Origin of the sequence: Halomarina litorea (assembly GCF_024227715.1) — an archaeon.
Taxonomy (GTDB): Archaea; Halobacteriota; Halobacteria; order Halobacteriales; family Haloarculaceae; genus Halomarina; species Halomarina litorea.
The window spans coordinates 2,355,271-2,367,424 of record NZ_CP100448.1; the positions used below are offsets into that span (position 1 = coordinate 2,355,271).

16 protein-coding genes are annotated in these 12,154 nt (G+C 69.1%); 9 read left to right on the forward strand and 7 right to left on the reverse strand.

Going from position 1 to position 12,154, the window contains the following annotated elements:
• Positions 1-21: 21 nt before the first annotated feature.
• The 3 genes from NKG96_RS13005 (at position 22) to NKG96_RS13015 (ending at position 3,025) form a co-directional block, all read left to right on the forward strand.
• Positions 22-633, forward strand: coding sequence for an NUDIX hydrolase (locus NKG96_RS13005; protein ID WP_254535402.1), 612 nt, complete (start codon positions 22-24; stop codon positions 631-633).
• Positions 634-684: 51 nt separating this feature from the next.
• Positions 685-1,392 (forward strand): SDR family NAD(P)-dependent oxidoreductase, encoded by a 708-nt coding sequence (locus NKG96_RS13010; RefSeq protein WP_254535403.1) that lies wholly within the window; start codon positions 685-687, stop codon positions 1,390-1,392.
• Between the two features lie 256 nt (positions 1,393-1,648).
• Positions 1,649-3,025: an NAD-dependent succinate-semialdehyde dehydrogenase gene (locus NKG96_RS13015; RefSeq protein WP_254535404.1), complete on the forward strand. Its 1,377-nt coding sequence runs from the start codon at positions 1,649-1,651 to the stop codon at positions 3,023-3,025.
• Between the two features lie 68 nt (positions 3,026-3,093).
• Here NKG96_RS13015 and NKG96_RS21185 read toward each other — a convergent pair whose 3' ends face one another.
• The gene (locus tag NKG96_RS21185; protein ID WP_438267355.1) at positions 3,094-3,204 is read right to left on the reverse strand and encodes a DUF7129 domain-containing putative zinc-binding protein; all 111 of its coding nucleotides are present in this window, start codon (positions 3,202-3,204) and stop codon (positions 3,094-3,096) included.
• A gap of 120 nt (positions 3,205-3,324) precedes the next feature.
• Between NKG96_RS21185 and NKG96_RS13020 the strand changes: the two genes are divergently transcribed.
• A complete protein-coding gene (locus tag NKG96_RS13020; RefSeq protein WP_254535405.1) occupies positions 3,325-4,914 on the forward strand; it encodes an acetolactate synthase large subunit in 1,590 nt (529 codons plus the stop codon).
• A 5-nt stretch (positions 4,915-4,919) separates the two neighbouring features.
• Here the strand turns inward: NKG96_RS13020 and NKG96_RS13025 are convergent, their stop codons facing one another.
• The 3 genes from NKG96_RS13025 to NKG96_RS13035 all read right to left on the reverse strand — a co-directional run bounded on the left by NKG96_RS13025 (position 4,920) and on the right by NKG96_RS13035 (position 6,917).
• The gene (locus tag NKG96_RS13025) at positions 4,920-5,426 is read right to left on the reverse strand and encodes an amphi-Trp domain-containing protein (protein ID WP_254535407.1); all 507 of its coding nucleotides are present in this window, start codon (positions 5,424-5,426) and stop codon (positions 4,920-4,922) included.
• A gap of 71 nt (positions 5,427-5,497) precedes the next feature.
• Positions 5,498-5,878, reverse strand: coding sequence for a DUF7977 family protein (locus tag NKG96_RS13030; RefSeq protein ID WP_254535408.1), 381 nt, complete (start codon positions 5,876-5,878; stop codon positions 5,498-5,500).
• Positions 5,871-6,917: a zinc-binding dehydrogenase gene (locus NKG96_RS13035; RefSeq protein ID WP_254535409.1), complete on the reverse strand. Its 1,047-nt coding sequence runs from the start codon at positions 6,915-6,917 to the stop codon at positions 5,871-5,873. Before NKG96_RS13035 ends, NKG96_RS13030 begins: the two co-directional genes overlap by 8 nt.
• A 102-nt stretch (positions 6,918-7,019) precedes the next feature.
• On the opposite strand from NKG96_RS13035, the gene NKG96_RS13040 reads away from it, so the two are divergent.
• Together NKG96_RS13040 and NKG96_RS13045 are read left to right on the forward strand one after the other, a co-directional pair.
• A complete protein-coding gene (locus tag NKG96_RS13040; protein ID WP_254535410.1) occupies positions 7,020-7,631 on the forward strand; it encodes a MogA/MoaB family molybdenum cofactor biosynthesis protein in 612 nt (203 codons plus the stop codon).
• A gap of 4 nt (positions 7,632-7,635) precedes the next feature.
• A complete protein-coding gene (locus NKG96_RS13045; protein ID WP_254535411.1) occupies positions 7,636-8,472 on the forward strand; it encodes a sugar nucleotide-binding protein in 837 nt (278 codons plus the stop codon).
• On the opposite strand, the gene NKG96_RS13050 is transcribed toward NKG96_RS13045, so the two are convergent.
• Both NKG96_RS13050 and NKG96_RS13055 read right to left on the reverse strand, forming a co-directional pair.
• A complete protein-coding gene (locus tag NKG96_RS13050) occupies positions 8,438-8,848 on the reverse strand; it encodes a hypothetical protein (protein WP_254535412.1) in 411 nt (136 codons plus the stop codon). The two genes, NKG96_RS13045 and NKG96_RS13050, sit on opposite strands and share 35 nt — an antisense overlap.
• 66 nt (positions 8,849-8,914) lie before the next feature.
• Positions 8,915-9,229 carry a cupin domain-containing protein gene (locus NKG96_RS13055; RefSeq protein ID WP_254535413.1) on the reverse strand — a complete coding sequence of 105 codons (315 nt, stop codon included), beginning with the start codon at positions 9,227-9,229 and terminating at the stop codon, positions 8,915-8,917.
• Positions 9,230-9,319: 90 nt separating this feature from the next.
• On the opposite strand from NKG96_RS13055, the gene NKG96_RS13060 reads away from it, so the two are divergent.
• From NKG96_RS13060 to NKG96_RS13070, 3 genes are all read left to right on the forward strand, one after another.
• On the forward strand, positions 9,320-10,138 hold the full coding sequence (locus tag NKG96_RS13060; protein WP_254535414.1) for an aldo/keto reductase: 819 nt from the start codon (positions 9,320-9,322) through the stop codon (positions 10,136-10,138).
• 61 nt (positions 10,139-10,199) lie between these two features.
• Positions 10,200-10,916 carry an MBL fold metallo-hydrolase gene (locus NKG96_RS13065; RefSeq protein WP_254535415.1) on the forward strand — a complete coding sequence of 239 codons (717 nt, stop codon included), beginning with the start codon at positions 10,200-10,202 and terminating at the stop codon, positions 10,914-10,916.
• 79 nt (positions 10,917-10,995) lie between these two features.
• Positions 10,996-11,346 (forward strand): hypothetical protein, encoded by a 351-nt coding sequence (locus NKG96_RS13070; protein WP_254535416.1) that lies wholly within the window; start codon positions 10,996-10,998, stop codon positions 11,344-11,346.
• Positions 11,347-11,352: 6 nt separating this feature from the next.
• Here NKG96_RS13070 and NKG96_RS13075 read toward each other — a convergent pair whose 3' ends face one another.
• Positions 11,353-12,024 (reverse strand): helix-turn-helix domain-containing protein, encoded by a 672-nt coding sequence (locus NKG96_RS13075; protein WP_254535417.1) that lies wholly within the window; start codon positions 12,022-12,024, stop codon positions 11,353-11,355.
• Positions 12,025-12,154: the final 130 nt, after the last annotated feature.

Sequence of the window (12,154 nt, forward strand, 5' to 3'; positions counted from 1 at the left end):
GACGTCTCCGACTGTGCTGGTATGAGCACGGACGACGCCGCCCGACGGGAGTCGGGAGCGGACGCGGAGACGGACGGGAGCACCGACGGGACGGTCGAACACAAGAACGCGAGACAGCAGGTCGTCGCGGTGGACGAGGACGACAACGAGGAGGAACTGGTCAACCGACTGGACGCCCACACGGGCGACGGGCGGCGACACCGCGCGTTCACGGTGCTGGTCTTCGACGAGGAGGACCGAGTCCTGCTTGCCCAGCGCAGCCCCGACAAGCGCCTCTGGGACACCTACTGGGACGGCACCGTCGCCTCCCACCCCGTGCAGGGGCAGAGTCAGGAGGACGCCACCCAGCAGCGACTGGAGGAGGAACTCGGCATCACGCCCGACCAGTACGAGAACCTCCGCGTGACGGACAAGTTCGAGTACAAGCGCTACTACATGAACGAGGGGCTGGAGTGGGAGGTCTGCGCCGTCCTCAAGTGTACGCTCACCGATATCTCGATGGACCCCGACCCCGAGGAGGTCGGCGGCCACCTGTGGGTGGACTACGAACACCTCCACGACCACCCGAAGCTCTACCGACAACTCCGCCTCTGCCCGTGGTTCGAAATCGCCATGCGCCGGGACTTCGAGTGACCGGGTAGCCCGGACGGACGCTTTTTGCGCGGTCCGCCCCTCCTCCCGGGCATGGACACAGACCCGGACACCGTCGAACTGTTCGACTCGCTCGACGGCCAGGTCGCGCTCGTGACGGGCGCGAACCGCGGCATCGGGAAGCGAATCGCCGCGGAACTCGTCGGCCACGGCGCGACGGTGTACGCCGGGGTGCGCGACCCCGAGTCGTTCGACCCGCCGGAGGACCAGCGGGTGCTCAGACTGGACGTGACCGACCCGACGCACGCCGAGGCGGCGCTCGACCGAATCGAGGACGAGCAGGGTCGCCTCGACGTTCTGGTCAATAATGCGGGCGTGATGGACACCCGTGAACCCCTCCACGAGATGCCCGTCGACGTCATCGAGCGGACGCTGACGACGAACGTACAGGGGCCGATGGTCCTCACGAAGTACGCGTTGCCCCTCCTGTTGCAGACGGACGCCCCGCGCGTCGTCAACCTCTCGTCCGGCATGGGCGCACTGGAGGGGATGGACGGCGGCGCGGCGGCCTACCGCGTCTCGAAGGCGGGCATCAACGGTCTCACGGCCTACCTCCACGGCGAGTACGGCCCCAAACTCGTCGCCAACTCCGTCTGTCCGGGGTGGGTCCGCACCGACATGGGCGGCGAGTCCGCCTCCCGGTCGGTCGAGAAGGGCGCGGAGACGCCCGTCTGGCTGGCGCGGTTCCGCGACGGGCCGGGCGGGAAGTTCTGGCGGGACGGGGAGATAATCAGCTGGTAGCACCGCGGTCCCGGAGCCCGGCTGCGAACGAACGACGCGAACGGCGAAGCCGTGAACGTCGGAAGCGAGCGGCGGTTTTTGCTCCAGCTTTTTGCAAGCGGGGGTGGGCGACCGAGCGCCGCGAGGGAGCACACCCCTCGCAGTAAAAAGGTGGGCGGGAAGTTCTGGCGGGACAGGGAGGTAATCGACTAGTAGGCTTCCACACCAGTCCACCGCGGGCCGAACGACTAACCGCCCGCCGCCCGTCTCCCGACGCATGGAGCGCACCAACCCGGCCACGGAGGAGTCACTCGAACCGGTCGAGGAGGACGGCGAGTCGGACGTCGAGGACGCCCTCGCACTCGCCGACGAGGTGTTCCCCGAGTGGAGCGACCGTCGCATGGAGGAGCGTCGCCAGTTGATGGACGACGCCGCGGACGTCCTCCGGGAGAACCAGGAGGAGTACGCCCGGATAATCACGAAGGAGATGGGGAAACCCATCGAGGGCGCTCGTTCCGAGATAGAGAAGTGCGCGTGGGTCTGCGAGCACTACGCCGAGTACGCGGGCCACTATCTGGAGGACGACCACCGACAGAGTTCCCCCGAGGCGGAGGCGTTCGTCTCCTACGAACCGCTGGGGCCGGTCCTCGCCGTGATGCCGTGGAATTACCCCTTCTGGCAGGTGTTCCGTTTCGCCGCGCCGAACCTCACGGCGGGCAACACGGGGCTCCTCAAGCACGCCTCGAACGTCCCCGAGACGGCCCGCGCCATCGAGGAGGTGTTCCTCGAAGCCGGGTTCCCCGAGGGCGTCTTCCAGACGCTCGTGGTGGGGTCGGACAAGATAGACGGTATCATCGAGGACGAGCGAGTCCAGGCGGCGACGCTCACCGGGAGCGAACCCGCGGGCCGGGCCGTCGCGGAGACGGCGGGCAAGGAACTCAAACCCACTGTTCTCGAACTCGGCGGCTCCGACCCGTTCATCGTCATGGACGACGCGGACCTGGAGACGGCGGCGGAGGTGGGGACGCAGGCGCGGACGCTCAGTTCCGGGCAGTCCTGCATCGCCGCCAAACGGTTCATCGTCCACGACGACGTGTACGACGAGTTCCTGGACGCGTTCGTCGCGGAGATGGAGTCCCTCGAAATCGGCGACCCGACCGACGAGGACACCGACATCGGCCCGCAGGCCCGCGAGGACCTCATGGAGGACCTGCACGAGCAGGTACAGGACACGCTCGACGCGGGCGCGACCCTGCAGACCGGAGGGGAACCGCTGGACCGCGAGGGCTTCTTCTACCCGCCGACGGTCGTGACCGACGTCCCCCGGGACTCGACGATGGCGACCGAGGAGGTGTTCGGCCCCGCGGCGGCCGTCTTCCGCGTCGAGAGCGAGGACGAGGCAATCGAGGTGGCCAACGACTCGGACTTCGGTCTGGGCGGGTCCGTCTGGACCGAGGACCTGGACCGGGGCCGGGAGATGGCCCGGCGGGTCGAATCCGGGTGCGTGTTCGTCAACGAACTCACGAAGTCGGACCCGCGAATCCCCTTCGGCGGCGTGAAGAACTCCGGGTACGGCCGCGAACTGAGCGAGAACGGCATCAAGGAGTTCGTCAACGAGAAGACGGTGTGGGTGCAGTCGGCGGCCGACCAGTGAACGGGGGCGGGGAGAACGGCCGGGAGCGTCCGCTCACGGGACTGGACGCCGCCGACCCACTCTCTCGGTCACGCGTGGACGAGCGTGAGGTCGCGGAGTCGCCCGCCGCAGTGCACGCAGGTCATCCCCCCCGCACTGATGAACCGTCGGCGACAGGAGGTACACTCGTAGTACGCCATGTCACAGATAGGCATGGAGTGTATTTGAGCGTCGCGGCGTAACCAGAGAGATACTGACACGATTCGGGAGTAGGCAGGGGCGCGCCGGGGTTTGATGTGTCTCCCACGAGTCCCCCTGGTATGCAAGCCTCTGACCTGCTGGTGTCCTGTCTCGAAGCCGAGGGCGTGGAGTACGTCTTCGGCCTCCCCGGCGAGGAACTCGAGGACCTCCTCTTCTCGATTCGCGACTCCGAGGTGCAGTTCATCCCGGTGCGCCACGAACAGGGCGCGGCGTTCATGGCCGACGTCCACGGTCGTCTCACGGGCGAGGCAGGCGTCTGTCTCTCCACGCTCGGTCCCGGCGCGACGAACCTGCTGACGGGCGTCGCGGACGCCCACCTCGACAAGTCCCCGCTGGTGGCCATCACGGGGCAGGGCGGGCGCGAACGCCTCCACCAGGAGAGCCACCAGATGCTCGACGTCGTGGACATGTTCGAACCCATCACGAAGTGGAACACGCGGATGGACTACCCCGATGCCATCCACGAGTCGGTCCGCAAGGCGTTCAAACTCGCCGAACACGAGAAACCCGGCGCGACGCACCTCGAGATCCCCGAAGACGTGGCGGGGGAGGAGACGGACTCCCGACCCCTCGACCCCGGTGAACGAGAGATTCGCCGGCCCAGTCCAGACGGCGAGGCCATCGACCGCGCCGTCGAGGTCCTGCGCGAGGCGGACCGCCCCCTCGTGCTGGCGGGCAACGGCGCAGTGCGGACCCGCGCCGCCGAGCAACTGCGCTCGCTCGTCGAGATGACCGACATCCCGGCCGTCGCCACCTACATGGGCAAGGGGGCGGTGTCGGACGCCGACGACCACTCGCTGATGACCCTCGACTCCGGGTCGGAAGACCAGGCCGAACGCGTCATCGACCGGGCGGACACCATCCTCGCCGTCGGCTACGACATCGCCGAACACGACCCGGAGAACTGGAACCCCGACGGCGAGAAGCGCGTCGTCCACCTCGACTTCGAACCCGCCGAGGTGTACGAACACTACGTCCCGGACGTGGAGGTGGTCTGTGACATCGCCCACGGCATCGAAGCCCTCTGCGGGGCCGACATCGGGGGGACGGACACGGACTGGTACGCCGACCTCCGCGAGGACCTCGTCGAGGAGGTGACGGGCGCGCCGACCGAGGACGACGACGTGACCGTCAAGAACGCCCTGCCCCTCCTGCGCGAGGCGATGGCCGACGAGGACGTGCTGATTTCGGACGTCGGGAGCCACAAGATGGCCATCGCGAAGCACTTCCCGACGTACGACCCGAACACCTGCATCATCTCGAACGGCCTCGCGACGATGGGCATCGCGGTGCCCGGCGCGGTGGCCGCCGACATCGCCGTCGAGGAGGACGTCGTCGCCGTCACGGGCGACGGGGGGTTCCTGATGAACGCCGCGGAACTGGAGACGGCGACCCGCCTCGACTGCTCGTTCACCGTCGTCGTCTTCCGGGACGACGACTACGGCCTCATCAGCGAGAAACAGCGAGACCACCGGGACGAGGCGTTCGGGACGGGCCTCGGCAACCCGGACTTCGTGACGTTCGCCGAGAGCTTCGGCATCGACGCCCACCGCCCCGAGACGTGGGACGAACTGGGCGAGGTGCTGGACGACGCGGTCGGCGGGGACGGCGTCACGCTGGTGGAGGTCCCGCTCGAACCCGTCCGGTAGGCGCCTTACTGGATGCTGAGTTCGTCGTCCTCGGGGACGTCGTCGGCGTTCCAGTGCAGGCGGAACTCGACGACCTCCCCCTTCCCGCCGCCCATCAGCGAGGAGTCCCGTCCGACCTCCACGCCGAACAGGACGCGCTCGGGCGGGTTCACCGTCGCGCTGTCGTTGCCGACGAGGAGCGTTATCTTGCCGTTGTTGGGGCGGACGCGGTCGGTCGTCCGCTCGTCTGACTCGTGTGAGCCGCGCGTGTCGTCCGCCGTCCCGTGGGCCGCGCTGTCGGCAGCGTGGGACGACGTGGTGTTCGCAGCGTCGGTCCCACTCCCGGTCGTATCGTCGAACTCGTCGCGACGACCCGGTGCCCGAACCCCCTCGGGACCCCCGTTCGAGCCGTCCGCGTCGCGGTTCACACGACCCTCCCCCCGGCGGTCGTCGGCGAGTTTGTCGGCGAACTCCCGGAGGTAGTCGGCGACTTCCTGTCGGGTCAACTCCCGTTCGATTTCGAGTTCGGACATGACCTTCAGGAGCGGTCGGAAAGGAATCCGTACGATGCCTGCGCCTGCAGGGACCAGTCGCGGGACGGTCTCTACCGCGAGAGGCTCCCGACGGCCACCCAGACGGCCAGCGCGCCGAGGCCGAGCGCCGGCAGCAGCGGGAGGACGAGGTAGGCGTCCCGGTAGGTCAGACCGAGCGACGCGATGACGTCCCCCGAGTACGGGATGTAGAGGATGGTCGCCGGGACGGCGACGAACGCGACGAGGAGGGCGGCGACGAGGCCCCACCCGCGCGCGCCGAACTCGTTGTTCGCGGTGTCGCGGGCCGCGTCGTCGTGGACGTACGCCCGTGTCGTCCGCGGGCCGTCGCTATCGCGGTCGCTGTCCGACTTCTCGCGCCTGCGGAACCGTTCGGGGTCGTGGACGTAGCCCTCCGACCCCTCTGTGTGTTCGTTCCCGCCGTTTTCACCCATCGTACTCGCTGTCGGGCACGACGACGACCTTGCCGAATCCCTCGCGCTCCTCCAGCATCTCGTGGGCGCGCTGTGCCTCGCTCATGGGGAGGACGTCGCGGACGTGGACCTCGAAGGTGCCGTCCCAGACGAGGGGGAGCACGTCGTCTATCTCGCCGGGCGTCGCCATCGTGGAACCGAGAATCTCCAGCTGGTTCCAGAAGACGCGGTTGATGTTCGTCTCGGCCTTCGGGCCGGTGGTCGCCCCGCAGGTGACGATGCGTCCGCCCTTCGCGAGGGCCTTCTGGGAGTCTTCCCACGTCGCGGGGCCGATGTGATCGACGACGACGTCGACGCCCCGTCCGTCGGTCAGGTCGCGAATCTCGTCTTTGAACGAGGACTCCTCGTAGTTGATGACGTGGTCCGCGCCGCACTCGCGGGCGTACTCGAGTTTCTCGTCGGTGCTCGCGGTGGCGTACACCTCGGCGCCGAGGTAGTCGGCGATCTGGACGGCGGCGTGGCCGACGCCACCGGACGCACCGAGGACCAGCACCTTCTCGCTCGGGCCGAGTTCCGCGCGGGTGACGAGCATCCGCCACGCCGTCTGGAAGACCAGCGAGGAGGCGGCGGCGGTGTGCCAGTCGACGTCGTCCGGCACCGGGACGAGGTTCTCCTCGGGGACGGCGGCCTGTTCGGCGTGGACCCCCCGGACGTGTTCGCCCATGATGTGGTAGCTCTCACACTCCGACTCCTGCCCGTCGCGGCAGAACTCGCACTTGCCGCAGTAGCGCCCGGCGCAGACGGCGACGTGGTCGCCCTCCTCGAAGCGCGTCACGTCCGCGCCCACCTCGCTGACGACGCCCGCCGCGTCGCTGCCGGGGATGTGCGGCATATCGAGTTCCACGCCGGGCAGCCCCCGGCGAGTCCAGACGTCGAGGTGGTTGAGTGCGCCCGCCTTCACGTCGACGAGCACCTCGTCGTCCGCGATGTCGGGGTCCTCGAATTCGTCGTACTCCAGCACGCTCGAATCGCCGTGCTCCTCGAACTGGACTGCTTTCATGGCATGGGCTGAGAGGGCATGGCGCAAAACCCTGCCGATGACTGCAAGACGGGCCCCCTCCGGCGGCCCGAATTTATCAACCGGGCCGCCGAAGCCGCGACCATGACCGACGGCGACGAACCCCTTCGCGGCCGGGACGAGCACGAACTGGGCGCGGACCACGACCACGACCACGGGCACGAACACGGCGAGGCGGGCACGCACGACCACCACCACCACGACATCGACCGCCTCGGGTTCGCGGTGTTCACCGTCTCCTCCTCGCGCACGCTGGACGAGGACGCCGCGGGCGACGCCATCGAATCACTCGTGACCGACGCGGACCACACCGTCGAGGTGCGCGAGGTCGTCCCCGACGACTTCGAGGCCGTCCACGCGGCCGTCGCCGACGCCGTGGCGGACGACGCCGTGGACGCCGTCGTCACCACCGGCGGGACGGGCGTCACCCCCGACGACGTGACCATCGAGGCCGTCGAGGGGCTGTTCGTGAAGGACCTGCCCGGCTTCGGCGAACTGTTCCGTCAGCTCTCGCGCGACGAGGTCGGCACCCGCGTCGTCGGCACGCGCGCCACCGCTGGCATCGTCCGTCCGCCCGAGAGCGGGGACGGCGTCCCCGTCTTCTGTCTCCCCGGGAGCGAGAACGCCGCCCGCCTCGGCGTACGCGAGATAATCGTCGAGGAGGCCCCGCACCTCGCGGGACTGGCGCGGCGGTGAGAGGGTGAGCGTCCTCGTCGTCGGGGCGAGCGGCTTCCTCGGGCGGAGCGTCGTGGACCGACTCCGCAGCCACGGCCACGGGACCCGCGGGACCTACCACGCCACCCCGCGCGAGGGCGCTCGCGTGCCGTTCGACCTCTTCGCGGACGACCCCGCCGACCTCCCGTTCGAGGAGTGTGGGACGGTGGTGTTCGCCGCCCACGTCGAACGCACCGACCATTCCCGAGAGCGGTTCGAGGCGGCCGCGGGGCGGTTCGTCGACGCCTGCGACGACGCGGGAGCGCGACTCCTGTACGTCTCCAGCGCGGGCGTCTTCGACGGAGCGTCGGGAGGGTACGTCGAGTCCGACGACCCCTCGCCCAAATCGCGCTACGGCGAGCGCCTCCGTGCGTTCGAGCGTCGGATCGGGGGACTCCGGGATTCGGGTATTCTCCGCACGGACTACCTCTACGGCCGGTCGCGCGGGGACCTGGACCCCCGCCTCGCCGAGACGGCGATACGACTCCGCGCGGGCGAGCGGGTCGGCTACTACGGGGACATGTACAAGAGTCCGGTCGCGGTGGGCGACGCGGCGCGGGCCGTGGCGCGACTCGTCGAGGGGGGAGCGCGGGGCGTCGTCCACGTCCCGACGCCGCGGACGAGCGTCGCCGCCTTCCACCGCGCGGCCGCCGCCGCGATGGGCCTCCCGTACCGGCGAATCGCGGCCGAACCGATGCCCGAGGACCCGTCGCTCCACCGGGACACCTCGCTCGACTCGGAGCGCTTCGGGGCGCTGGTGGGGTTCAGGCCGCGGTCCGTGGCCCGCGCTATGCGGGCGACGGCCGACCCCGACGCCGCCTGAACAGGTACTCGAGTCCCCCGGAGAGCGCGAGGACGGGCACGACCAGCGGCGAGTAGAGCGCGGCCACGAACGGCCAACCCGCCGCGCCGACGCTGACGCCGAGGACGGCGAAGTACCCGAGGTAGAGGGCGAGAACCGCGAGCGGTGCGACGAGCCGCCACCGACGATAGGAGGCCACACAGCCGACGACGAGGCCGAACGTCACCGCGGTGGTGACGACGAACGAGACCAGGTCGTCCGAGTCGGTCAGCGGGGCGACGTCCGCGAGCGACCACGTCCCGAGCGCCAGTTCGACGCTCAGGACCGACAGGGCGAGTGCCGCCCAGACGACGACACCGTCGGCTATCGACCGGACGAGCGAGCGGGGAGGGCTCATACGGGTGGGTTCGTCCCGCTCCCGGATGAGCGTTGACGCGAATCCGTGCGGTCGTTTATGTCCCCGTCACGACGGGAGTGGACACAGCGAGGCGGTGAACACGGCCACCTCGTCGGTGTCGTTGCGCGCGCCGTGGGGGACGCCGCGTTCGTGGAGAACGACGCCCGGAGCCTCTACGGACTCCTCCTCCTCGCCCTGAATCACGGTCACGGTGCCCTGGAGGACGTGGAAGACGTTCGTCGCGTCGTCGTGTTCGTGCGCGGGCAGTTCCGCGTCGGGGCCGAGCGCGAAGCACTTCACGAGGACGTCGTCGGTGACGACGAGTTCGCCGCTGGTGCGTTCGCCCTCTCCCGGTTCCTCGAAGTCGAAGCGGTCGAGCATGGGGGAGGATCGCCACGAGGGGGTTTAGTCCCTGTGCCGACTCGCGCCGAGGCGACAAGCTATTCCCCCGCGCCCGTCGTCGGGTCGCGTATGGAGTACGTCAGCGTGCAGGGCGAGTCGGTGCCCGCCGTCGGCCTCGGGACGTGGCGACTGACCGGTGACGCCTGCTTCGAGGCGGTCTCGACCGCACTCGACGCCGGGTATCGCCACCTCGACACCGCGCAGGCCTACGGGAACGAGCGACAGGTCGGCGAGGCCGTCCGGGCGAGCGACGTCGACCGCGAAGACGTCTTCCTGACGACGAAGCTCTCGGGGGGGAACCGCGCGTACGACGACGTGATGCGCTCGGTGCAGGGCAGCCTCGCGAAACTCGGAACGAGCTATCTGGACCTCCTGTTGATACACAACCCGAATCGGCGCGTGCCACTCGCGGAGACGCTGGACGCGATGGACGAACTCGTCGAGGACGGGACGGTGCGCCACGTCGGGGTGAGCAACTTCGGCGTCGACAGGCTAGACGAGGCGCGCTCGCTCGCCGACGCGCCCATCTTCACCGACCAGGTGCAGTTCCACCCCTTCTGGGACCAGACCGACCTCCTCGACTACTGTGCCATCCACGACGTCCTGCTGACCGCCTACAGCCCCCTCGGACACGGCGGCGTCCTCACCGATACCGTCGTCCGGGAGGTGGCAGACGCCCACGGGAAGTCGCCCGCGCAGGTCGCCCTGCGGTGGGCACTCCAACACGAGAACGTCGTCGCCATCCCCAAGGCGACGAGTCGCGAGCACATCGAAGCCAACCTCGACGTCTTCGACTTCGAACTCACCGACGAGGAGGTAGCGCGCATCCGCCGCCCCTCGAAGGTGCGGACCGTCGCGGGACTCGTCCGCTCGCGCCTCCCGTTCTGAACCGCGACCCTCTCCCGTTGGGTGGTTGGTATTTTTCCCCACCCCCGCCCTACTGTCACCCATGCCGACCCGACTCACCGACCGCTGCTGGCTGGTGGAACTGCGCGGGGTGAACGCCTACCTCGTAGCCGACCTGCCCGACGGGGTCGACGACCCCCACGAGGCCGACCCGGAGGAGTACGTCCTGACGCTCGTGGACGCCGGGACGCCCCTCGACGCGGGCCGCCTGAAGCGGGCGGTAGCGGAGACGGGCCACTCGCTCTCGGAAATCGAGCGCGTGCTGGTCACCCACTACGACGTGGACCACGTCGGGGCCCTCTCGCGTCTCGCCCTGGACGCGACGGTGTACATGGGCGGACCCGACGCGGACTACCTCACCGGGCGGAAGCGCCCCCCGACCCGCGCCCACAAGGGAGCGCTCCAGCGGGCGTTCGCCCCGCTCCTCGACGCACCGGGACTCACCATCGAGACCGTCCGCGACGACGACCGGGTGGGCAGTTTCACCGTCTACCACACCCCCGGCCACACGCAGGGCCACATGGCCTACGTCAGCGACACGCTCTCGCTGGCGTTCGTCGGCGACCTCGTGATGGAGAAGGACGGCGACCTCCACCCCTCGCCGTGGGTGCTGAGCTACGACACCGAGGCGGTCCGCGAGAGCATCCACGACCTCGCCGACCGCGAACCCGCCGTCGAGGTACTCGGAATGGGCCACGGCGTCCCGTTCCTCCGCGACGGGAGCGTCCGCCTCGCTCGCCTCGGACAGACAATCGAGTAACCGACCGGTCGGGAGCCGTGAAGGGGGTGATTCCCTCCGCCTCCCGTCCCTTTTCTCCCGTGGCGCACGTACCTCGCCCATGAGCGACAGCGAGTCACCGCCGACCGGGTGGAGCGAGGCCGACGACGACCCGCACGTCGGGGACAAGTACGACCCCCGCCGGCCGGTCACCTACGAGTCCGGCGACGTACAGGTGTCCGTCCACCCCGCCCCGGGAAACGACCCGGAGGACGATTCGGCGCGCTGGCAGGTCGACGCGACCGACCGGTCGGTGACCGACCCGGACCCGAACGAGGGGATCGACTCGCTGACGGCGGAGGGGCGGGAGGCGGCGCTCTCGCTGGCCCGCGAGTTCATGGCGGCGTACAACCGTGAGAAGGACGTCGAGGAGGCCATCCGGCGCGTCGAGGAAGGAGGGGACGCGGAGTAGGGCCCGTCAGTCCGCCTCCTGTTCCCGCATGGGCGTATCGTCCACCCGGATGGTGTGGCGGACGAGGACGTCGACGGCACGCCTGACGCGTTCCGAGGCCGCCTGGTGTGAGATGTCCAGTTCTTCGGCGATGGTGCCGAGGTCGGACCCGCGGGGGACCTCGAAGTACCCCATCTCGCAGGCCAGCGAGAGCGCGTGGCGCTGCTTCTCGGTCAGTCCGAAGTCGCCGCTCGACCCCTTCCCGCCCGACTGCTCGTACTTCTGGACGAGTCGGAAGTCGAGGTCGAACTCCTCACAGACCGAGTGGAAGTGTTTGAGAGCGTCCTGGTCCGGAAACTCGACTTCGAGGGACCACCTGCCGTCGGTCCCGACGCACTCGTGGATGATACCGCCGACGGCGACCAGTTCCGTGTGAATCCGGCGCGCCCGTCCCTCGCCGGTCTGTTCGATCTGGTAGAGCCGTCGGTCGCCGAGTTCCGTCAGACACCGGGGGGCGGTCACCGTCGGGTCGGCGTGCGTGGCCTCCTCGAACGCCTCGAAGTCCTCGGACTCCACCCACAGCAACAGGAGCATCTCGCCGTTGTCGGTCCTGTCCGATTCCTCCCAGACGATTCGCGTCGAGGGAACTGCGGTGAGCGTCTCCCGGAGCGTCGGGTGGTCGAGCGTGAACCGCACCATCACGGCGACCACCAGTCAGGGACCCTCGCCTTCATATGGGAACGTATCTGTCGGCGCTAATAACTGTTACTGAAGTCAAAACAGCGGGTTCGAGGAGTGGCGACCCGCACGGCCGCCCTGTCGGTCGCTC

What these genes read in the sequence shown, in the direction of transcription:
- NKG96_RS13005 (WP_254535402.1), top strand. Translation starts at nt 22, where the DNA reads ATGAGCACGGACGACGCCGCCCGACGGGAGTCGGGAGCGGACGCGGAG.
- NKG96_RS13010 (WP_254535403.1), top strand. Translation starts at nt 685, where the DNA reads ATGGACACAGACCCGGACACCGTCGAACTGTTCGACTCGCTCGACGGC.
- NKG96_RS13015 (WP_254535404.1), top strand. Translation starts at nt 1,649, where the DNA reads ATGGAGCGCACCAACCCGGCCACGGAGGAGTCACTCGAACCGGTCGAG.
- NKG96_RS21185 (WP_438267355.1), bottom strand. Translation starts at nt 3,204, where the DNA reads ATGGCGTACTACGAGTGTACCTCCTGTCGCCGACGGTTCATCAGTGCG.
- NKG96_RS13020 (WP_254535405.1), top strand. Translation starts at nt 3,325, where the DNA reads ATGCAAGCCTCTGACCTGCTGGTGTCCTGTCTCGAAGCCGAGGGCGTG.
- NKG96_RS13025 (WP_254535407.1), bottom strand. Translation starts at nt 5,426, where the DNA reads ATGTCCGAACTCGAAATCGAACGGGAGTTGACCCGACAGGAAGTCGCC.
- NKG96_RS13030 (WP_254535408.1), bottom strand. Translation starts at nt 5,878, where the DNA reads ATGGGTGAAAACGGCGGGAACGAACACACAGAGGGGTCGGAGGGCTAC.
- NKG96_RS13035 (WP_254535409.1), bottom strand. Translation starts at nt 6,917, where the DNA reads ATGAAAGCAGTCCAGTTCGAGGAGCACGGCGATTCGAGCGTGCTGGAG.
- NKG96_RS13040 (WP_254535410.1), top strand. Translation starts at nt 7,020, where the DNA reads ATGACCGACGGCGACGAACCCCTTCGCGGCCGGGACGAGCACGAACTG.
- NKG96_RS13050 (WP_254535412.1), bottom strand. Translation starts at nt 8,848, where the DNA reads ATGAGCCCTCCCCGCTCGCTCGTCCGGTCGATAGCCGACGGTGTCGTC.
- NKG96_RS13055 (WP_254535413.1), bottom strand. Translation starts at nt 9,229, where the DNA reads ATGCTCGACCGCTTCGACTTCGAGGAACCGGGAGAGGGCGAACGCACC.
- NKG96_RS13060 (WP_254535414.1), top strand. Translation starts at nt 9,320, where the DNA reads ATGGAGTACGTCAGCGTGCAGGGCGAGTCGGTGCCCGCCGTCGGCCTC.
- NKG96_RS13065 (WP_254535415.1), top strand. Translation starts at nt 10,200, where the DNA reads ATGCCGACCCGACTCACCGACCGCTGCTGGCTGGTGGAACTGCGCGGG.
- NKG96_RS13070 (WP_254535416.1), top strand. Translation starts at nt 10,996, where the DNA reads ATGAGCGACAGCGAGTCACCGCCGACCGGGTGGAGCGAGGCCGACGAC.
- NKG96_RS13075 (WP_254535417.1), bottom strand. Translation starts at nt 12,024, where the DNA reads ATGGTGCGGTTCACGCTCGACCACCCGACGCTCCGGGAGACGCTCACC.